Annotated in this window: 17 protein-coding genes and 3 pseudogenes; 5 read left to right on the forward strand and 15 right to left on the reverse strand. The window is 56.3% G+C overall.

The window, feature by feature from the left end:
• Window positions 1-152: 152 nt before the first annotated feature.
• From IFT87_RS18365 to IFT87_RS18400, 8 genes are all read right to left on the reverse strand, one after another.
• Complete coding sequence (locus IFT87_RS18365; protein WP_197975357.1) at window positions 153-935, reverse strand: cytochrome c oxidase assembly protein; 783 nt, start codon at window positions 933-935, stop codon at window positions 153-155.
• 48 nt (window positions 936-983) lie between these two features.
• Entirely contained in the window at window positions 984-1,463 is a 480-nt protein-coding gene (locus tag IFT87_RS18370) for a DUF2243 domain-containing protein (RefSeq protein ID WP_192191524.1), read from the reverse strand.
• Window positions 1,464-1,670: 207 nt separating this feature from the next.
• Window positions 1,671-1,949, reverse strand: a complete 279-nt coding sequence (locus tag IFT87_RS18375; RefSeq protein WP_192191525.1) for a BrnA antitoxin family protein — start codon at window positions 1,947-1,949, stop codon at window positions 1,671-1,673.
• Window positions 1,930-2,217, reverse strand: a complete 288-nt coding sequence (locus tag IFT87_RS18380; protein ID WP_236559438.1) for a BrnT family toxin — start codon at window positions 2,215-2,217, stop codon at window positions 1,930-1,932. The genes IFT87_RS18375 and IFT87_RS18380 overlap by 20 nt, the downstream gene beginning before the upstream one ends.
• 102 nt (window positions 2,218-2,319) lie before the next feature.
• On the reverse strand, window positions 2,320-2,817 hold the full coding sequence (locus IFT87_RS18385; RefSeq protein ID WP_235516303.1) for a hypothetical protein: 498 nt from the start codon (window positions 2,815-2,817) through the stop codon (window positions 2,320-2,322).
• A 43-nt stretch (window positions 2,818-2,860) separates the two neighbouring features.
• Window positions 2,861-3,424, reverse strand: coding sequence for a recombinase family protein (locus tag IFT87_RS18390; RefSeq protein ID WP_192191527.1), 564 nt, complete (start codon window positions 3,422-3,424; stop codon window positions 2,861-2,863).
• A gap of 345 nt (window positions 3,425-3,769) precedes the next feature.
• Window positions 3,770-4,126 carry a hypothetical protein gene (locus IFT87_RS18395; protein ID WP_192191528.1) on the reverse strand — a complete coding sequence of 119 codons (357 nt, stop codon included), beginning with the start codon at window positions 4,124-4,126 and terminating at the stop codon, window positions 3,770-3,772.
• A 358-nt stretch (window positions 4,127-4,484) separates the two neighbouring features.
• The gene (locus IFT87_RS18400) at window positions 4,485-5,246 is read right to left on the reverse strand and encodes a Crp/Fnr family transcriptional regulator (RefSeq protein WP_249403446.1); all 762 of its coding nucleotides are present in this window, start codon (window positions 5,244-5,246) and stop codon (window positions 4,485-4,487) included.
• 714 nt (window positions 5,247-5,960) lie between these two features.
• Here IFT87_RS18400 and IFT87_RS18405 point away from each other — a divergent pair.
• Window positions 5,961-7,337: a transposase gene (locus tag IFT87_RS18405; RefSeq protein WP_192191529.1), complete on the forward strand. Its 1,377-nt coding sequence runs from the start codon at window positions 5,961-5,963 to the stop codon at window positions 7,335-7,337.
• 614 nt (window positions 7,338-7,951) lie between these two features.
• On the opposite strand, the gene IFT87_RS18410 is transcribed toward IFT87_RS18405, so the two are convergent.
• The 4 genes from IFT87_RS18410 to IFT87_RS18425 form a co-directional block, all read right to left on the reverse strand.
• On the reverse strand, window positions 7,952-8,692 hold the full coding sequence (locus IFT87_RS18410) for a response regulator transcription factor (RefSeq protein WP_192191530.1): 741 nt from the start codon (window positions 8,690-8,692) through the stop codon (window positions 7,952-7,954).
• A gap of 581 nt (window positions 8,693-9,273) precedes the next feature.
• Window positions 9,274-12,498, reverse strand: coding sequence for a TonB-dependent receptor domain-containing protein (locus tag IFT87_RS18415; RefSeq protein WP_249403447.1), 3,225 nt, complete (start codon window positions 12,496-12,498; stop codon window positions 9,274-9,276).
• 1,294 nt (window positions 12,499-13,792) lie between these two features.
• Window positions 13,793-14,224, reverse strand: coding sequence for a hypothetical protein (locus tag IFT87_RS18420; RefSeq protein ID WP_192191531.1), 432 nt, complete (start codon window positions 14,222-14,224; stop codon window positions 13,793-13,795).
• Window positions 14,209-14,847 (reverse strand): hypothetical protein, encoded by a 639-nt coding sequence (locus IFT87_RS18425; protein WP_192191532.1) that lies wholly within the window; start codon window positions 14,845-14,847, stop codon window positions 14,209-14,211. The genes IFT87_RS18420 and IFT87_RS18425 overlap by 16 nt, the downstream gene beginning before the upstream one ends.
• 315 nt (window positions 14,848-15,162) lie before the next feature.
• Here IFT87_RS18425 and IFT87_RS18430 point away from each other — a divergent pair.
• Window positions 15,163-15,364 (forward strand): annotated as a pseudogene (locus tag IFT87_RS18430) (IS481 family transposase); the annotation flags it as partial.
• On the opposite strand, the pseudogene IFT87_RS18435 reads toward IFT87_RS18430, so the two are convergent.
• Window positions 15,362-15,816: pseudogene (locus IFT87_RS18435) on the reverse strand (DDE-type integrase/transposase/recombinase); the annotation flags it as partial. The pseudogenes IFT87_RS18430 and IFT87_RS18435 overlap by 3 nt on opposite strands.
• Between IFT87_RS18435 and IFT87_RS18440 the strand changes: the two are divergent.
• Window positions 15,810-16,066: pseudogene (locus IFT87_RS18440) on the forward strand (integrase core domain-containing protein); the annotation flags it as partial. The pseudogenes IFT87_RS18435 and IFT87_RS18440 overlap by 7 nt on opposite strands.
• Before the next feature lie 398 nt (window positions 16,067-16,464).
• Here IFT87_RS18440 and IFT87_RS18445 read toward each other — a convergent pair.
• Together IFT87_RS18445 and IFT87_RS18450 are read right to left on the reverse strand one after the other, a co-directional pair.
• Window positions 16,465-17,025, reverse strand: a complete 561-nt coding sequence (locus IFT87_RS18445) for a glycoside hydrolase family protein (RefSeq protein WP_197975358.1) — start codon at window positions 17,023-17,025, stop codon at window positions 16,465-16,467.
• A complete protein-coding gene (locus tag IFT87_RS18450; protein ID WP_192191533.1) occupies window positions 17,022-17,447 on the reverse strand; it encodes a hypothetical protein in 426 nt (141 codons plus the stop codon). The genes IFT87_RS18445 and IFT87_RS18450 overlap by 4 nt, the downstream gene beginning before the upstream one ends.
• A 158-nt stretch (window positions 17,448-17,605) precedes the next feature.
• Between IFT87_RS18450 and IFT87_RS18455 the strand changes: the two genes are divergently transcribed.
• On the forward strand, window positions 17,606-18,379 hold the full coding sequence (locus IFT87_RS18455) for a S24 family peptidase (RefSeq protein ID WP_342211199.1): 774 nt from the start codon (window positions 17,606-17,608) through the stop codon (window positions 18,377-18,379).
• Window positions 18,380-19,736: 1,357 nt separating this feature from the next.
• On the forward strand, window positions 19,737-20,069 hold the full coding sequence (locus IFT87_RS18460) for a hypothetical protein (protein WP_192191534.1): 333 nt from the start codon (window positions 19,737-19,739) through the stop codon (window positions 20,067-20,069).
• Window positions 20,070-20,172 lie beyond the last annotated feature (103 nt).

The raw sequence follows: 20,172 nt of genomic DNA on the forward strand, positions 1-20,172 counted from the left end.
GATGGAGGGGGATCAGGAGCGGCGAACGATTAACATAGTCCATAGTTGGCTTGGGCAACTCCGTGGGCGATGTTGAGCAGGGGTCAAAACCGCTCGGTTTTGACACGGGCAGCGGCAGCGCCGCTAGCGATGAGATTCTGCGGTTCAAACGGCTAAGCGTTGTTTCGAAGAGCTGCCGTTTCGTAAGACGCGACGCTTCGCTGGAATTTCCTGCTGCTCGGCCGCCAGGTGCTGACCATCGCGAAAGCCAGCAGCATTTCTGTGATGTCCCCTCCATAGTACATCAGCTCAGCGCCACGGCGGAGCTGATCGGGTGGGACTGGAACCGCGACGAACCAGCCAGCGTAGAGCATCTGCGCCATGATCGAGTGAATGACGACGGCAACTCCCAATACGATCAGTCTCGTAGACACGGACAGGCGATGCGGGGCTGGATCAGGACCCGCGATGACCCAGATATAGAGGCATCCGGCTGCCACGAAGTGAAAATGTACGAGGTAATGCAGGCTCGGATGCGTCATCATCGCCATGTAGAGTGGTGTGAAATACAGAGCGGCCATCCCGCCGAGGTTCAATACGAGTGCCGTTATTGGATTCGCCCAAAGACGGATCGGTCGCGAGCGCAGCACACGAACGATCGCCCTTCCAAAACGCGCGGGGACTGAGCGGAGGGTAAGCGTGATCGGCGCCCCCATGACTAGGCCAAGAGGTGCCAGCATGCCCAGAAGCAGGTGCTGGAGCATGTGCTGACGGAAGTCGCTCGCTGGAAACGGCAGGTACTGCGGCATTAAACCGAGTGCCAGAACCGCAGCGCCGGACCCCCATGAGGCGGTGCGCCAAGGGCTCCAGCCGCGACGAGCGACATGCGTCTGATAGGCGACGCTGCCGAAGTACAGCAGAGTCAGAAGCCCGAGGAGCACGAGTGGCAGTGCCATCGAAGGCGTGTGCCCATGTCCTTCCATGTGCATCGCTTCGTCTGCGAGTTACGCGATGTCGATAGGTTTGGCGCGGCGCGCGATGACCCCGCCGGCCAGGATGAAGATCACGCCCGAGGCGAGGAACAGCATGTCCCAGAGGAACTGGTTCGCGTCGGCGTACACGTGATGAATGCCAAGGATCTGGTGGTCGATCAAACCTTCGATTAGGTTGAACCAGCCCCAGCCGCTGAGCATCCAGCCCCAGAGCACGGCCAAGCCCCAAACCTGCCTGCGGGCGTGAGTCACGCGCGAGTAAAGCAGGCCGAGACCGACGAGCACCGCGAGCCAGGTCACGGTATGGAAGAAGCCGTCTCCCAGCGTGTTCATGCGCAGACCGGGCACTGTATCAGGCGTGATCCTGCTGCTGAACATATGATGCAGCTGAAAGATCTGGTGGAGAAGGATGCCGTCGAAGAAGCCGCCAAGCCCGATACCGAGGATAATACCCGGTGCCTTGACCGGAAGCGTGTCGGTTGTCGTGTTCACTTAGTGGGCTCCTTGTACCCTGCTTGTAACACCCAGGCACCGTATGTGATTCATCAATGGCTCAGATGTTGCCACCCGTAAACCACGACAGCCTGCTAGGCCCGTCCGGAACGAATGCGGGAAACCTTTGGTGTCGTAACTGGACGGTTTTGACCCCTACGCTCATGTCATGCTTGTCTGCGGATTACCGGGTGCCAAAACCCTGTGTCAGGCCTGTGCCTCAGACACATAGCGGCGTAGCACGCGGTTGATTTCAGTCTGATATCCACGATCCTGTGCGTGTTCTTTGAACCAGGCCACCACATCGGCATCGAGGCGAAGTGTAACTGGCTTCTTGATCGGCCGGTACAGACCGGGCTGGCGAGCGTGCAGCCAAGCTTCGGACGAGGCTTCCGGGATGTCGTTCGTATCGATCTGATCGTCTGGCAGCGCTGCCAGCTTGTTGAGCTGATCTTGTAATTTGGGGCTAAGCGCCTTCTTGCTCATAGCGGTACCTTTCCTGCTTTGTCGCCTTGCGGGCGCTAATGATGCGTATGCGATCCTCGTCACCGGCGTCGGGATAGCTATGGACGACGACCAGCACGACAATCGGTCCCACCAAGCCCAGTGCATGCCATCGTTGTTCGGCGCCCTCCACGCGGTCAGGGATAATGACATGAAGAGGGTCGTTCCAAACCTCCTTGGCCAGCTCGAATGACACACCGTGCTTGGCGAGGTTGAATACAGCTTTCCGGTCATCCCATTCGAACGACACACCAACTCCTGTGTTTACAATATTGTATGTACAGCTCATCTGCAGCAATCGCAAGCCGGAGCAGGCTTTCGGTGTTGCCTTGCGGCTCAGCAACGCCAGTGGTCAAAAGTTTGCATATAGCGACCGGCTGTCATCGAGCATGCTGATGGGGGTAGGTCCGATCCAGTCGGCACCCAGCAGCGGGTAGGGTCCGTGGAAAAGGTCGCCCAGCGCGCGTCGGTAGTGCGCGTTCATCCAGCGCCGGCGACGGTGCTCGGGACCGTCATGGATCATGTGGCAGCGCTGACATAACGCCGCGAGCTGATCGAGCGCGCTGTCGCTGGGATCATGGTTCAGGTGCGCGCAGGCGAGTACCACCGGGGTCCAGCGTCCTTCTAGCAGGATGTTCTCGTTCGGACGCCGTGTGCGCCGCCCCTTGCCGTTGCGCCAGTATCTCCGGCTGCGATCCCACCAACGGCCGTCACCGAGGTGGAACACCTTCTGCCCATGCGGCCGTCCACAATGCTCGCAGCATCCCCCTGCGCGCACGAAGCGGACGTGGTGTGAGATCTGTGGCCAGTCGATCGGATAGAGGAACACGTGCTCAAGGCGGATCGGCATCAGGCTTCCGATCCCAGTGCGTTAGGACGCGGCATGCACGGCATCATCTGGTCTGCGCCGCGGCGGTCAGCGCGCGGTAGAGCGTGGCATGATGACATTTGAGCAGCTTGGCGGCTTCACGCACCGATGTGCCTTCACTCACCAGCCGCTCGCCTAGTGCAATCTGCTCGGCAGTTAATTTGGGCGGGCGGCCGAAGCGTACTCCTCTCGCCTTCGCTGCCATCCGACCGCTACTGGTACGCTGGTGGATCAGCTCGCGCTCAAACTCGGCGATGCCAGCAAACACGGTCAGCACCATGCGACCCGCAGGCGAGGTCGTATCTGCCCAGGGCTCGGCCAGCGAGCGCAAGCCGGAGCCGACCTCCTTCAGTCTCTCGGCAATATCGAGCAGGTCGCGGGTCGAGCGTGCCAGCCGGTCGAGCCTGGTCACCACTACCGTGTCTTCATCGCGCAGCTGCTCGATCATCTTGGCAAGCTGGGGTCGGTCACGCTTTGCGCCCGAGATCTTTTCCTCGAACGTCCGCTTGCATCCGGCCTCTTTCAACGCGGTGCGTTGCAGCCGGAGATCCTGGTCATCGGTGGACACACGGGCGTAACCAATCAACATGTCGCACAACTGTATTGGAATTAATGTATTATGCAACAGACTTTAGCGACGCCGGTCTAGGAGAGAACACGAGCATCGGTATACTGTCGCGAAACTTAGCACTTATGCGACGAGCCTATGTCCGCTCCCGCCCAATTGCGGTCATTCACCGACTATGGATGGCCCGGTTGACGGCGCGGACGGAAGAACCTGTATGTGGAAGACTCTTACTTTGATCGGGCACCGGTAGAGAATTGGCTTTGTCTTCTGAATGCTTTGGCAGAGATCGAAGATGGCACGGGGATCAAAGTCCCTTCCATGGCTTCCACATTGATGGTCTGCTGTTACTCTGATTAGTAACTTTATTTAAGTTTGCTCGTACACCTGAGCTTCGCCGCGATTTATAGCCTCGTCCAGAAACTTTCGAAGCCGAGATATAGCGTCTGCAGTGAGTATCACATCGTCCTCATCACGACGTTCCGCCACCTGCCGGTCTTTGACAAGGTGTTCAATCCACCTTCGACCGGCGTCCTCGCTCGCGCCGGCTTTCTCAATAAGAGCACGTTCTGTCATCACTCGATTGTTAGCTAGCTCCACAAAAAGGTGCAGCATCATATTCCAGGCAAACTCATCAAAAAGCTCACTAGGAAATACGGCTTTTCGCAGCGAGCGAACGTCCAAAATACATTGAGCGGCTTTACCGCGAGCTTGGTCGCCATTCATCACATGATTTTGGCTAAATTATTTTAAGATGCCTTGATCCATGTGAGGTTTGGAAAATTTACTTTGTGCAATGACCACGATCGAAAATATAAAGATCGGACATTTAATATGTCGGAAATAGATGCGCAAAATGTCGAGTCGTTACGTGCAGCGATAGCGTGGGCGCTTCAGCTTGCAGATTCCCACAAGCAAAGTCTAATAGCTGCTTATCTTGCCGATGCACTTCAACTTGCAGAAAACCTGTCTGGGTATGATCCCAAATAAGAGTTTGTCACGGCATGCGCAGTACTGTTCTTAGGGGTGATGAGGGCGACTCACGTCTTAGTTACAGCGCCTCAAACCCAACTTCAGGCTTGATTTATTGGTGCTTGTCGACCGACTGTGCGTGGAGGTAGGCAGGGTCAAATTCGGCAATCTTAGTAAGAGCGGGCAGGTCAAGCACTGCCACTTGACCCCTGCGTATTTCGAGCACGCCTTCTTTCAGAAGCTGACGAACGACACGGTTGACGTGTACTGCCGTGAGCCCGAGAGCCTCAGCTAAGTCGGGCTGGGTTAACGGCATAGCGAACTGGCCGCTGTTCTCGCGATCGATATTGCGCATCCGCTCACGTAGCTCGCAAATAAGGTGGGCCACCCTTTCGCGTGCTGTCCGAACGCCAAGGCTGACAAGCCAGCTTCGCAACACGCCTTCATCAACCAATGTTGCCCACCACAGCGCCCGCGTGATTGCGGGTCGCATGCCAGTCAGTTCCTCGAATTGCGCACGATCGACATAGGCAAATGTGGTTGCGGTTATGGCGCCGATCGCATGATCCATTCGATCGAGCACACCTACATGCAGATCACAGAAATCTCCGGGGAGTAGTAGAGCAGTAATTTGCCGTTTGCCGTTCCTCAAAATCTTATACCGACAAGCCCAACCACTCAAAATGAGGTGGACGCGATCCGGCCTATCGCCATCACGAATAATGTCATGCCGGGCGGCAGCTTGACGAACGTCTTGGCACATCGCCTGAAGCGCAACGCAATCGTCTTGAGAGAGCGCTATTACGCGCGACAATTTGGCGATAAGCGGGTTAGCCCCCTTAAAGGCCCCCGGCTCCATCGCTGGCGCTAACAACACACAATCCCGTCGGCAGCGAGATACCCAACGCCGCCATGCCGCCTTATATTTGATTCTTTTTCTGTTGAATTAATACGTACCAATATCGATATACAACGATATGATGTTTGCATCGTATAAATTGATTTTGTTACATCCAGTGTTTCAGCGATGCAAATCAAAGTCGATGAATTCCTCAATGTAGGAACGGAATTTCAGGCGATAAGACGGGGTTACCGTATCCGAATGGTACGTAAACCATCGGATATTACAATACATATAATAATCACATAGATCAGTATTGATACGATTTAGCTTGGTATCCGAAATCTACAAAGGACAATACGTTATACGATCTGCAGAAACCCGCCTTCTGTGATCTTTTATCACCTTTGTGCGATCGTTGGTTTGATATGAAAAGGTGAGAAGGCGCCATCGGTCGATCGGTAGAATGGTGAGAAGCAGAAGGTCTCACCGTGGAGCAGACCAGGGCATCGGGACTGCCTAGGCAGTGACCGGTTTCCTTGATTGTAGACCCCAAAGCGGACGGTCTGCTTTTCACCAAGGTGCGACATTCCACTGTCGCAAAACCCGCGACATACGCGACGTGCGAAAGTCAGCACTTATGCGACGAGCCTATGTCCGCTCCCGCCCGATTGTGTTGAAAAAGTCGGCCTTGCAGTGGTGTCGGTGGTCTGATTCAATCTTCGCAAGGTGAGCGGAGACGGGCCGATGATGGGCGAGCGGACGGTAGCGCAGGAAGCGCTGTTCTACAGCTTCAGTCTGGAGCGGCATGTGCCGGCGGACCACATGCTGCGCTCGATCGACCGGTTCGTGGACCTGTCGGGCATCCGCGAACATCTGAAGCCGTTCTACAGCGAGATGGGACGGCCATCGATCGACCCCGAGCTGATGATCCGCATGCTCATCATCGGCTACTGCATGGGGATCCGTTCCGAGCGCCGGTTGTGCGACGAGGTGCATCTGAACCTGGCCTATCGCTGGTTCTGCCGGCTCGGGCTGGAGGGCGACGTGCCCGACCATTCCACCTTCTCGAAGAACCGCCATGGCCGTTTCCGCGACAGCGACCTGCTGCGCCGGCTGTTCGAAACGACGGTCGAGCGATGCATGGCCGAGGGGCTGGTCGGTGGCGAAGGCTTCGCTGTCGATGCCAGCCTCATCCGGGCCGATGCCAATCGTCAGACTGGCGGCCCGGGTAGCGAGGGCCTGCCGCCCGACGCCGACACGCGTGCCGTTCGCGAGTATCTCGCCGTCCTCGACGATGCCGCATTCGGGGCGGCCACGCCGGTGGTGCCGAAGTTTCTGGCACCGGCGGATCCGGCGTCGCGCTGGACCTGCGCGCATGGCGGGCAGGCCTATTACGCCTACTCGACCAACTACCTGATCGATCTCGACCATGCCGTCATCATGGACGTGGAGCCGAGCACTGCGATCCGGCAGGCCGAGGTGACCGCCTGCAAACGGATGATCGAGCGCGTGCAGGACCGCTTCGGCGTCTGGCCCGAACGGCTGGCAGCGGACACGGGATATGGCTCGGCCGAGATGCTGGCGTGGCTCGTCCACGAGCGCGACATCCACCCGCACATCCCCGTGTTCGACAAGTCGGCCCGCCGCGACGGCACCTTCGCGCGGGCAGACTTCCGCTATGACCTGGGCGACGACAGCTATGTCTGTCCTGCCGGCAACCGCCTGCGCCCCCGCAACCGCAACTTCACGCAGGCCCGCGACGATGTCGGCCAGGACGGCTTCATCCGCTATCGCGCCCGCCAGCAGGATTGCGCCGGCTGCGACCTGCCGCAACGCTGCACACCCAACATGCCGGCCCGCAAGGTCACGCGCTCCATCCACGAAGGCGCCCGTGACCTGGCCCGCGATATTGCCACCACCGACGCCTATGTGACCTCCCGTCGCCAGCGGAAGAAGGTCGAGATGCTGTTTGCTCACCTCAAACGTATCCTGAAGCTGGATCGATTGCGCCTGCGAGGTCCCAACGGCGCCAAAGACGAGTTCCTCCTCGCCGCTACTGCCCAGAACCTCCGCAAGATGGCCAAGCTGATCCCGATGCCGGCGCAGATCGCACCCGTCTGAGGCGCCGCGCGCGCCTAGCTCTGTTTCAAACTACGGGCCTGCCCGCGGCCGATCCCAGCTTTTTCAACACAATCGCCCAATAGCGGACGCTAACAGCCATTGTCTAAAGCAATCCCGAACTGATAGGCTCCGCGAGTGTTTCGGGCATGTCTACTCAAGATCGCGATCGCCACACTGGCCTTAACTGCGTGTTCAAATCAGAGGGAGGACCCCTCAGATAAGGCGATTATAGTGGAGTCTATGATCTACTATCTTGAGGGCCATCCAGCCATAGATCAGCGTCCTTCCTGCATCAAGCCTCGGATACTACGCAAAGCATCTAAAGCAAGGATCGACCAAGCCGATAACATCTACGGCTATTTAAACGAAGATGATGCGGCTAATATCGAACTATGTCCTTCTGAACCAGGCCAGGCGACCTATCAGATATACGAACCAAAGGTTAGCGGCGACACAGCCTCAATCGATATAGACTACCATTGCGGTCGCCTCTGCGGACGCGGGGAAAGCTATCGACTTCAACGCAGGAACAGTCAGTGGCGTGTGACCTCACGCGGATCGAGGTGGATTAGTTGAGAGCAAACGAACGGCAGCTTTCCACCAAACCCGAACATTCAGGGCCGACACGGTATAGCGGTATTTAACTGATACCCTCTGCCTCGAACAGTCTTTATTAAGCTATAGCCGCCATGTTTGTATATCTTTTTACGAAGCCTACTTACAAATACATCAATAGACCGAATATCGTAATCGCTGGAATTTATACCCTTGCCTATGATATCTGAACGGTCTTTAATAAGACCGGGATCAGCAAACAGATTCACTAATATTGAAGACTCTGTTTTGGTCAGGGCTATGACATCACCTGCTGGCGTCAATAGCTGGCATTTATTCGCATATAATATCCAACCTCGAAACGAGATCTCTGGTGCTAGAACGTTAGCTCCTTCTTTGAGTATTCCAGTTGATATGTGAGAATAAACTTTACGACGGCGGAGCAGCGCGCGCACTCTTGCCTTTATCTCTCGGGGGCTGCATGAAAAGGTAACGCAGTCATCAGCACCCAGCTCTAACGCAAGTACCGTGTCGACTTGGTCATCAGTCTCAGATCTTACTAATAGATAGAATGAATTGTTTCTCAAAGACAGCGTCTGAATTAAAGATACATTGTCTGTATCCGAAATATTTATATCTAGTATGACTAAGTCATAAATATTCTCGGAAAGGCAGGCAGCCAAAGATTGAGCCGTACTTGCCTGGTCTATGTCGTAAAGCTGCCGAGATAGTGATGATATGACGCCTCCATCGTCAGCAGGCGAACCAACTATAATAAGTCTCGGCTTTTGGATATTCATTTGCCTTCAAACCATATCTGGATCAATGCTCGAAAATATCCATTATCAGGCATAGGTATGTCTCTCACATTAACCGACAGGCGGTTCTAGCTTACGTTTCAAATAGACAAAAGCTAGGCAGCAGCGATGGCGGTCTAGTGGTCGCCATCTCGGTAGCGAGGGCGCCCTAGCTAAAATGATGCACTCTCCCAAGCGATGGATCAAACAGCGCTACGCTATGTAAGATTGTCGCAGTTTGGGGTCGGTCCCGGTTGAGGGGGGAATGACACCCTAGCCGCGTTCTAAGTTGTCAGTTTGAATCACCAGGCCTCATTTACGAGAAAGCGGTTTGCATTAGGTTAGAAATATTTCTTTCTTCTGAGAGGGTAAGAGAGGCGGAGCACTTTGCTGCTCTGCTTCGGGAGTTCGTCCTAACGATCTCTTCGCGGAAGGGCGTCGTGCTCATGTTCATTAAGACGGCGCTAAAGCGGTATAGGTGGCCTGACCGCGATACAGTTCGTGTTCGACAAACATGACGTTGCAATCTCAATTAAAACCTTCTTTGGAAGGCGGGCCGCCGTATCAGGCGACCCGCCGATCGTTCAGAACTTTGCGCGTGCAGTTACTGCAAAGCGACGGCCGATTGGATCGCCACCGATTGCGCCCGACGTGGGCTGGCTCGCGGGTAGGACGTAGCCGAAATAGTTCTGCCCCTTGCGATTAGTCAGATTGGTGACCGAAAACGTCAGGCGGAACTGCTGGTCCACGTCAAAATAGACATTGGGGTTGAACAGCACGAAATCATTGAGTTCGTCGACCTCGCGGATGTCAGGCCCGCGCGTCACGCGGGAGAACAACTGTTCGCCGATGTAGTTGGCCGACATCGTGAAGCCGAACCCCTCGCCGATATAGCGGACGTTGAGCTGCCCCTGGAAGGTTGGATCACCCAATGTTCCGTCGATCCGGACTGGTGCCACGCCGGTGATGTCGTTCACACGCCGGCGGGTGTAGAAGAACGTGCCGTCGATGCCCGCGCGGCCCGGCAGGCCCAATCCGGACAGCGGACGGATATAGTCCATCTGCGCCTGGATACCGCTGAAGCGGATTTGGTTCCCGTTGATGAAACCGCTCGTCACGCCGGGATTGACCGGATCGTTGATGACCTGCCCGCCGCGGTCACCGCCATTTGCGGCGGTCCCGCCCTGTCCAGCTGCGTAGCGCCGGATTTGCGAACAAAATGCGTTGCCGTTCGCCGGATCAGCAGCGTTAAAGCTACTGTTGTCGAAGCAGGATTGCGCGATCGTCGCTACCGTGAGGCTAGAGATCGGATTACTGATCTTGATGCGGATATAGTCGACCGACAGCGAGAATCCTGGAATGAAGCGCGGCTGCAACACTACGCCATAGGTGAAGCTGCGCGCCACTTCGTTGTCGAGCAGCGGGTTGCCGCCATTGATGCCCGGAACTGTGGTCGCCGCCGCATCCAGCGGGGTGGCATTGGGGAATGCCGCCAGGAACGCTCCGCAGTTGGCGGCGCGATTCTGAGGCACCGCGCCCGCGTTGATGTTCGCAGGCGAACAGATGTCAGTAACGGTAGTGAACACGTTGGTCTGCGGCGAGAACAATTCCGTGATCGCTGGTGCGCGGAACGACTTGGTGTAGTTGCCGCGGAAGCTGATGTCTTCCACCGGCGCGTACCGGCCACCCGCCGCCCAGGCGAAGAATCCTCCATTTACCGTATTGTCGACGTAGCGACCGCGGCCGAACACATCGAGGCTGTTGACGAAGGGAAGGCTATTTTGCGCGGTGACAAGCGGTACGATCACTTCACCAAACGCCTCATCCACGTTGTACTTGCCTTTGACTGGCAAGATGGCGACCGACCGGCCAAGTCCAGCCTGCTGGAATGCGCTAGGCGTAAAGCTGGCCTTCTCTTCACGATGCTCGTAGCCGATGTTAAAGCCGACATCGTTCCCGAACAGGGCGAAGGGGCTGCCGCCGACATTGGCGTTGAAGACATATTGCTCAAGTCGACTAGTCGTCACGTTCGTAGAAATGACATAGTCGCGCGCCGCTTGGCTGGCGGCGCCCTCACCGAACAGGTTCAGCGGCACACAGGCCGCATCGACGGTCGGCGTCCCGCCAGGTGCTGCCTGGAAGGTCGGCGTTGGATTGCAAACGATCTGCCCGGCGGCATTGCGTGTTACGTTCACAGCGTTGATGAAGTTCTGCGCGTTCAGATCTTGGCCGGTGTCGGTGATGTCGACCCGGCCGTAGTTTCCGCTGACCTCGTAATTGAACTTGCGGCTTCCGACGCCGAAGTCGCCCTTCACGCCGATGACACCGCGGTACAGGTTGTTGGTCGAAAAACCGGTAGGATCAGACAGATCAAGCGAGGCACGCGACACGCTGAACCGGTTGACACCTAAAGCGCGGAGCTGGGTCGCGGCCTGCTGCGTCAAGAATGGATTGTCGACGCTGAACGACGTGGCACCGCTCAGCCCGCCAAACAGACTGGAGTTAAAAGTCGGCTGCTGGACGAGCTCGTCGCCGCGCGAATGGAAATAGGTGCCTTCTGCAAAGAACTTCAGCGCGTCGGACACGTCAAATGCGGCAAAGCCGTTAAAAATGTCGCGCTTCAGCTCGCTGGTCAGCTGGACGAAATCGTTAAATCGAAATCCGTCGCCGCCGCTTGCCTCCTGCACGCTGAGGAAGCGGATTCCGCGGTTAAACGGAACGAGGTTGCCGCTCGGATCGAACTGAAAATTCTGCGTAGCCGCACCGACCGCTCCTGTCCCGTTGGCGTTCGCGAACGCCGACGTAATAAGGCCGCCACGCGTCAGCAGCGGGATGGTGCGATCCACCACCTGCACCGTGCCGGGAAAGCCATCGGTTGCGGAATCGTTGAAGCCAATTCCGCCATTAAGGCGCCCATCATTGGTGAAGCTGGTTCCCGCCGGCCGGCCGAGCGCTGCCGCTTGAGCCGTCGTGGGGTTGCCCGCGCCGCCGATATTATCGCGGATGAAGCCGCGTGCGTTGCCGAGGATGCCCTTCTGCTCGTCACGCGTATAGGCCAACGTGATGTTGCCGCGGCCGCCCGCGAAGTCAAAGCCACCAGCGATCGCGGCATTGTAGCGGAAGCCGTCGCCTTCCTGGGTAACGCTGCTTGTTACCTGCGCCCGAAGACCCTTGAGACGCGTATCAAGGGTATAGTTGATCGTGCCCGCGATCGCGTCCGAGCCATAGAGCGGCGCGCCGCCGATCGAGACAAAGTCAACGTTGCTGATCAGCAGCGTCGGAATGACGTTGACGTCGACCTGGGTCCCCTGGCTGCCTTGATTAAAGATGCTGCTGACGTTGGAGGACACATAGCGGCGTCCGTTGACGAGCGTCAGCGTCCGGTTCGATCCAAGACCAAACGTGTTGACAAAGTTCACGCCCTGCCCAAATGATCCCTGCGCACCGGCGGGCGTAATACTGCCCCTGATGCCCGGAATTTCGTTCAATGCATCGGCGACGTTCGTGATGCCACGATCCTGCAGATAGCGCTGGTTTATGCCAATCGTCGGCTCCAAGTTCTGAATATTGGGAAGCCGGATGCGCGAACCGGTAATGACGATATCGTTGTTGGCGGCCTCGTTGGCGGTAATCGGCGAACCATCTGCGTTGACTTCAGTGGTGCTACCCACCTGCGTTCCGGAGCTTTGCTCCAGCGCTGGATCGTCCTGCGTACCACCGACCGGTGCGGTTTGCGCAAGCCCCGCCGTGGGCATTATTGCGGCCACGATCGCGGTGATCGACGCACGATAGAACAAAGCCTTTTGCATTAATGCCCCCTGAATATGACACCTATGTCATATTCAGAAATAATGAGACGTTACAGCTGTTTATAAGCTTGGCCCACGAAACCTGCATGATGTGCCTTTGTGGCAACAGCCATGCCGGTGCAGGCATCTCGGAAAATCTTGCAAGCCCTTCTGGCACGTCTGCCTCTACCTCTCTGGCGACTTGCGAATCAGTGATCCGCCGACGATGGCTGTGACGATCGTGTCGCTCATCGTCGATAGTCGAGACAGAAGTCTTGCAGATGAAGCGTTCCGATACAAATTTGGCGCTTACTATGTGATGACATTGCGAAGCTGAGCAGATGCTTAGCATCGCGATCAAGGCTTGGAAAATATAGTGCGATGAGCGGAATTATACTAATAATTATCAGTTCATAAAATAAGAACGTCTGGAATATTGCCCATTGTCGCCGTTTAGCGGTCCAATGTGTGGAAAGACCGTTTGCAATCACGAACGTACGACAAACAGGTCAGACCATCCGAAAATTAATTGCTCGCCTTAATCAGAACACGGCAGGCGCTATATAGTGTAGTTCTTGTCCGCTATAAAGACGTGGCGAGGAGCAGCTATATTACTTCGCAATATGGGGTCAGGATTTTTGGAGCGGGCCGGCTGGAATGAGCGGGTCAATCACTGCAGTTATGCGCGCCAGGTGTCGGAATTGAGCAGACTGTAAAGCAGGGCCAACCGTCGGCCGCGCACGAGCGCCGCGCTCAACGCGCAAGGCCGTTCAGCGAGAGGCATCAGGCTGTGACGATGCGCGGCATGTTCAATGAGTTGGTCTGCAAGAGCCGGCGGCCTCTAGAGCATGCCGAGCGGGGCCGAGATTGGCTGCGATCAGGTGGCCAGCGGATGCGGTTTGGATCGGAGTTGGCAGCGAGGGCATAATCGGGCTGGTGCAAAGTGCAGCGTGGGTGGCGTGTATCAAGCTCGACCGGGGCGGAGGTGCGGAGCTCGTGCCGGCAATCGATGGCGAGCTACCCTGTTGGGAGCGGATGCCGCCCGTTGCGCAAGAGCGACATGTGCAGGAAGCGCACGAAGACTTACAGGTTCGGCGTGGCCTAGAGCCCGATGGTCCTGATCGAGGTCGGCGTGGGCGGTAGGGTCAGGCGGCGATTGGTGCCGGTAAGCAGAAGCTCAAGATGACCAATATCGCCGCGGGATGATATGCCGTCGTCTAGCATCATCATAAGTCGTCGCGGGCTTCGTCGCGCAACGTCCTCGGGTTTACCCGAAATACATTACATAGCTGATGATTGGATGCGCTGACTGTATTTAGGAAAAATCAGAAGATTCAGTAATTATAATATCCCAACCCATTGCTTTTCTAATAACACTTACAAAGGCTTTGCCTACTTTTCCAATTTGATTAGGACTATAAGTCGATAAAACCCAAGTTGATCCGTCTTTACCGTTATTGCCGGAGCAACCTAGCGGATCGGCATTGATGATTTGCTGATTACCAATCATTTTATCAAAATTATCCGGCATCCGGGTAATTACCCGGATGCCGTTGTATAAAACTTCCTTGATTTCGCTTCTTTGCGCAGTTACGATGGCAATCGTAAACTTACTCTCTTCGCTGCATACAAGCGAGACAGAGCGCTCAATTTTTTGCCATCGATGCTCACCCGGCCCCGGGGCTTGATCTCCAGAAGCCTGAACGGCGAGCAAAAAAACTGACGCTAGAATCATAGGGTTACGCATCCCGCTGCATCTGGCACAGGTGCCGGAAGACCAACTCCAGCGATCTTATCAGACTGACTAAGGCCGGTATAGTAGGCCTTATCTGCATAATTATATATACGAACATTGGCAGATGCGTCAGCGATTGCCACTTTCACACTAGGTAAAAGGTTACCGTCGGTTACGTTTTTAGTAACCGTGGCCCAATCAGTTGCGCTGGGATAGCGATTTAGTAGGTCGTAATCTGGCACAAGGCCGGTTGGATGGTTGTGAAAAACCAAAGGAAAAGCGGAAGGTACTCCTTGGGCAAGCACAAGGACGGTTTGAGTACTCTCATTGGTAGTCTTAATATCGTCCTGAAATAGTTTAAACTTGCCGTTACCGGCAGCCACTACCACCATAGAGTACTCCTCCGACCAAGAGCCAATAACTGCTTTTCGCATGTAATCGGATACAGCCTTGGATAGCTTTTCTGGTGAGGTGCACTGAATTTGCAGGGGATAACTAAAATATTCTGGGGGCGGCCCATTAGGAATGGGCGAGATAGTAGGGTGTGGTTCAAGACCACCCGATTGAATAATCCAGACGTCTACAAAAATAACATCGTTATCATATCTCTTGCCAACAACTACAATATCATCCATCTTCGATATCCTTTTATAGCCAATGGTTAGTTCGAAAAAATTCACAAACTTGGGTTACCACTGACTTAGGAACGTATGAAGGGATTAACCCTACAGATGTCCTACAATCGTTATGACAAAACATATTGTAGGAATTGTTAGCTACCTTGAGAATGGTTTCATATCACACGCCCAATCACACGTATGATGTAGAGAAGCATTCGGAAAAATCTTCTGGTGGTGTGATGTGTCCTCCCCACACCGTTGCGATTACTGAATCTTGTTCTGGGAAAGGCATAAAACGCTCAGCTCGGTCTCTAGCCTGCCACGGGAGCAATACAGCGATCTCAAGCTTCGCTCTCGACGCTGAGCCGGGAGCTCGGGATCAACCCGAAGACAGTGGCGAAGTGGCGTAAGCGAGCGACGGTTGAGGATTTGAAGACCGGGCCGAAGGCCCCTCACTCCACGACCTTGACCGAAGCCGAGGAGGCAGCGATCGTCGCATTCCGGCGCCATACACTCCTGCCGCTCGACCATTCGGCTTGGTAAGCCGGTGCTCAATGTCATTGGCTTCGCAGATCATGTCAAAGCGCATTTGGCGCGACCATGCGGTGTTACGGTTGCGCGGTTGCTCGGCGAACTGGATGCCGTTGTCGGTCGGATCGTGTGAATGCGGTAGGGCACTGCTTTCAGCAGAAGTTCGAGGAACTCCCAAGCCGTCCGCCTGTCCGCCTTGTCGACGAGCTGGGTGACCGCAAACTTGCTGGTGCGGTCGATGCCGACGAACAGGTAGAGCTTGCCTTCGGCAGTCTGAACCTCGGCGATATCTATGTGAAAGAAGCCGATCGGGTAGCGCTTGAAGCGCTGTCGCTTCGGCTTGTCCCCCTCAATGTCCGGCAGACGGGATATACCATGACGCTGCAGGCAGCGGTGCAGCGCTGAGCGTGTCAGATGCGGCATCGACGGCTGCAACGCATAGAGGCAACCATCCTTGGACCAACGGTCAGGTCGAGCGGATGAACCGCACGATTAAGGAAGCGACCGTCAAACGCTTTCACTACGAGAGCCACGAGCAGTTGCGGGTGCACCTCGCCGACTTCATGGCGGCCTACAATTTCGCTCGCCAGCTTAAGACGCTTAGTGGCCTCACGCCTTACGATACATCGCCAAAATCTGGACGTCAGAGCCGGATAGGTTCATCGTCGATCCGATCCACCAGATGCCGGGACTAAACAACTAGCGAGCTCGTAGTACTGTTAACTGGGATCGGTTGGCGGCGTGGGCACGGGGCCAGACTGAGGCATAGCCTTGGGCCGCTTGCGCAGCACGGATCGGACTGCATCGATAATGGCTGGGGCAGCAATGACCAATCGTCCGGCAACCTTCAACAGCCTGCTCAAATTGACCTTCATGGCTTGGTTCCTTCGTGTGATGGAGCCGGCCGACTCGGGCGGTCGGTAAGGCTTAATGGCGCCTTGGGTCGGAATGTACCAAGGAGACCGACTAGTCCGGTGGTAAGCCCTCCGAACCCAAGCGCTTCGGCGTATTTGCCGTGCCATGCGAGTAAGGCGGCGACGGTTGCAAGGTAGCAGATCGCACCCACCAGCACGCAGAACGCGATAAGCGCCTGGCGTTCGGTCATGGTAGTGCTCCGGTGCGCATCATATACGCCACCCGCATGGCGCGTGCCGGCGTTTGAGCGGCCCAAAGCGAATCCAGCATGGCGTCGGCGCCGGCGTCGAACTCCCCGGCTGCAATCTTGGTAAGCGCGGTCGTGAATCGTGCAAGGCCGCTGACGCCGATCTGGAAACACATCGACAGCAGCGCGGTCGCGCGAATGGGATCTGTCTGGATCCGGATCCAGGCTGGCCAATATTGCACCGCATTGATGCAGGCGGCGATGTCGTTGGCAAGCAGAAGATCGACCTCGGCATCAAGGAGCCGGCCATTACGACGGGCATCGATCAGCCGGCCGACGCCGATAGTTAGATAGCCGAGATGGTCTCGATAGGCGTAACGGACCCGTCCCTCCTCCCCCTCAAGATGCCGCTTCGTTGCCGCGAACACGCCCGGAGCTACACACGCAAAGGGCAGGGGGCCAAATCCGCTCGGCAGCATCGCTCGCTCGATTGCGTCGATGTCGGCTGAAACCAGCGGGCTGCCCTTGATCGCTTCCACGACGTCCAAGAGGGCTGTCATACACCAACGCCTTTGGAACATGCGCCCGTGATCGCGGCCGCTGCCAAGCTTGCCTTCTCGGTCGCTTCCGTTTGTTCTTGCATAGCACGCTGCTCCTTAATCCTAGTGGCGAACTCGCGCGCACGGTCAGGTGCCATCTCGATCATCAGCAGCAGGCTGCCAAACGAACCTGACAGGTTGTTCACCCTGTGCCGCAGCACGGCGAGGTTAGCGTCGCAGAGCACGCGCTCCTGCGCAGCACCGGCTTCCACAGTTTCAACTCGGCGGGTGAGCTGCTGGACGAGGCTCATAGCCACCTCGTCGGTCTGAAGGCGGGTGGCTCGACGGTGATCAAGCAGGGTCTTGAGCAGCCCGCCCATCCCCAAGCCTGCACCAGCTGTGGCGATGCTCGGCCAGTGCGAGAGAACGTTCGGCCAGCTCACCGGAAGGACTCCTGCCGGGCTTGATCCAAATAAGCGCACACGCGCAGCACCGTGCGCTCGCGCGGCTCGCGTCCGTCCCGCAGGTCAAACACGAAGTTCGGATCGCCAACCGCTAGGCGTCCGAACCGCGCCGGAGGCATTCGACATTCTTTTAGATATTGCTCAATACGCCGCAACAGCATGGAACACCTCGAATCAATGTTCCTGATCTGTTCTCACGTGAAATCCTACTTGTCTACAACCCTTTATGTGAATATGCCTGCGATATGAAAACGGATCTTCCTGTTGATGCGGCTAGCGCTCGTGCCGAGTTGGAGCGTTTGGTTACATCCAGCCCGGCCAGCTACGCGGCGCTGTCCAAGATGTTAGGGCGCAACGCCGCCTACCTTCAGCAGTATGTCAAACGTGGTTCACCGCAGTTCTTGGAAGAGCGTGACCGCAAGCTGCTTGCCAATTTTCTAGGCGTCGACGAGGCTAGGCTAGGAGCGCCGTCTGAACATGCAGCAGCGAGTAAGTTGGTCAGCATACGCAAGCTCGACGTCCGTGCATCGGCTGGCCCTGGTGCCTCGGTTGACGGAGAGGATCTAATTGCTGCCTACAGCTTTGATCGCCGATGGTTACGCAACATCGGGCAGGCCGCACTCGAGAAGCTATCGATCATACGCGTGCGCGGCGACTCGATGATGCCGACGCTCGCCGATGGCGACGAGATCCTGGTCAGTGCGCATGACGGCACCTCAGCGCTTCGCGATGGCATCTACGTGCTTGAACGTGACGACGCGCTGGTGGTGAAACGCCTAGCGCTCAATCCCTCCTCGGGTCTGCTGACCATCGCGAGCGACAACCCGGCTTATCCTACCTGGGGCGAATGCCCGTTCGACAGCATTCGGGTGATCGGGCGGGTCGTATGGACCGGCAGGAAGGTGAACTAACGCAATTTCTTACGAATACGGCTTCTGGATTATTGTAGGGCCTATGTAAGAAAATAATCTTCATTTAATAAGAATCAGGGGTGCTCTTCTGCCTATGCCCACGACGCCGTACGCGCTCTTGCGGGCATCCACGTTTAGGCTTGTGAACCAACATCATGCTTCGATTTTGAACCAGATCACCGACAAGGGCGGTCCCGGATGGACCATCCTTGCGATAATGGTCATGCGCGGTTGGCCTTTAGGTTTTGCAGGCGCGAGATTAGCTGTTGCTAGGGCTATCGGGTGGTTCTGATCGCTATCCCTTGACGCAGAAGACCCGGCTCGCCATTTCAATGATGGGCCAGACTGTAACCGCTCTTGAACTTTTTACTGACACTTCTCTTTGTAATCGCTCTTTATTTTAGGCCCGCGATATACACGGTGCCGTGAGAGGTGTTGTCGTGGTTGAGTCCCCTAATCAGCAAATGAAGCTCTTTGTTGAGGCAAAGCGTTATAAGTCTGCACTGTTGTATCAGTGCTTCATGCTCCCGGTTTGAATTCGCTAATGTACCTTCTAGGCGGCATAGCGACTACGGTTTTTGGGGTGCAACATATCCCTCATCTTCCGTGGTGATAAGGCAATCCCATACCTGTTGATGGCGCGTAATATGGTGGGCGCCTGCCTTCGGCTCGCGCTCTATTCCGCGGTGCTGCGCACCGCTCCACGGAACCCCGTAAGCGGGTTCCGCCCTTCGGGTGACGATCGCTAGTCGCGTTCAGACACGCGATGCGTGACGTATTTTCCCGGCCGAACAGCGCACGCGCTGGTCAGCCAAGACAGAGGAACACCAAGGGCGCTGCCCTTTCGTTCCCGAACGACAATCGACCGCCCGTGTAGTCTGCCAAAATCACTTAGCGACGCCTTCGGGCGTCGAGCGATCTAAGGCAGCCCGCCCGCGCCAGCGGTAGATTCTCGCTCTCCCTCCCCATCCCGGTCCTCGCCGGAACGACAGCGCCGCAGGCCGTGGCCTTGCGGACCATGCCAGACAAGGAAGAAATACAACGCGTGATTCCATCAATGTCTGGCGATAGGCAGTTCCAGCGTTGCAAATGGAACCCCTTTTGCAACGCGTTAAAAGTCGCATCCGATCACATCGTGTTGCAAAAGCTAGCACTTACGCGACAAGCCTATGTCCGCTTTCGCCCAAAGTCGGTCATTCGAGGCTTGTCCCGCCGATCCCCAAAGCCGCCGTTCGTGATGCGAAAATCAAAATTTTTGCATCAGAGGGAGAAGCGGATGCTGGTCAACTGACGCACAATTGCGAGCATCTGTCTTCTATGCCACCGTACGTCACTCAACGGTGCGGGAGAGAAGACGATGCGTTTACAACATGTCTTGTTGGCCTCGGCGGTCGCTTTCACAACCCTGACGGGGTGCAGCCAAAAATCTAGCACAACTACGCAGGTGCAGAAGCGATTGACGGTTGTTGGCTCGCCGGTCGACGTGAAGCGCTTTGTCTCTCTCCAGGGTGCGCTGCGACCTGCTCTGCCAGTGTCCGGCCCCAAGACGCTTCCAAATGGCCAAGCTGAAGCCACGGTCATGCTGCCAACGGCGTTCAGCGGCGAAGACGCCGTACACGCAACGAGGGAGGCACTGGCGGCTGGGCTGAGTTACACTTTCGAAGATCGTCGATCCGTAACAACGATCTGATTTCGCCTGAGGCTATTTGGCAGTCCTCGATCTTGGCGTTTGTGACGCAAAATTCACAAGTTTTGCATCAACTTAAAAATGGCCGGAATGCAGGCACTTCCGC

It is taken from the genome of Sphingomonas sp. CFBP 8765, from assembly GCF_014841445.1.
Lineage (GTDB): Bacteria > Pseudomonadota > Alphaproteobacteria > Sphingomonadales > Sphingomonadaceae > Sphingomonas > Sphingomonas aerolata.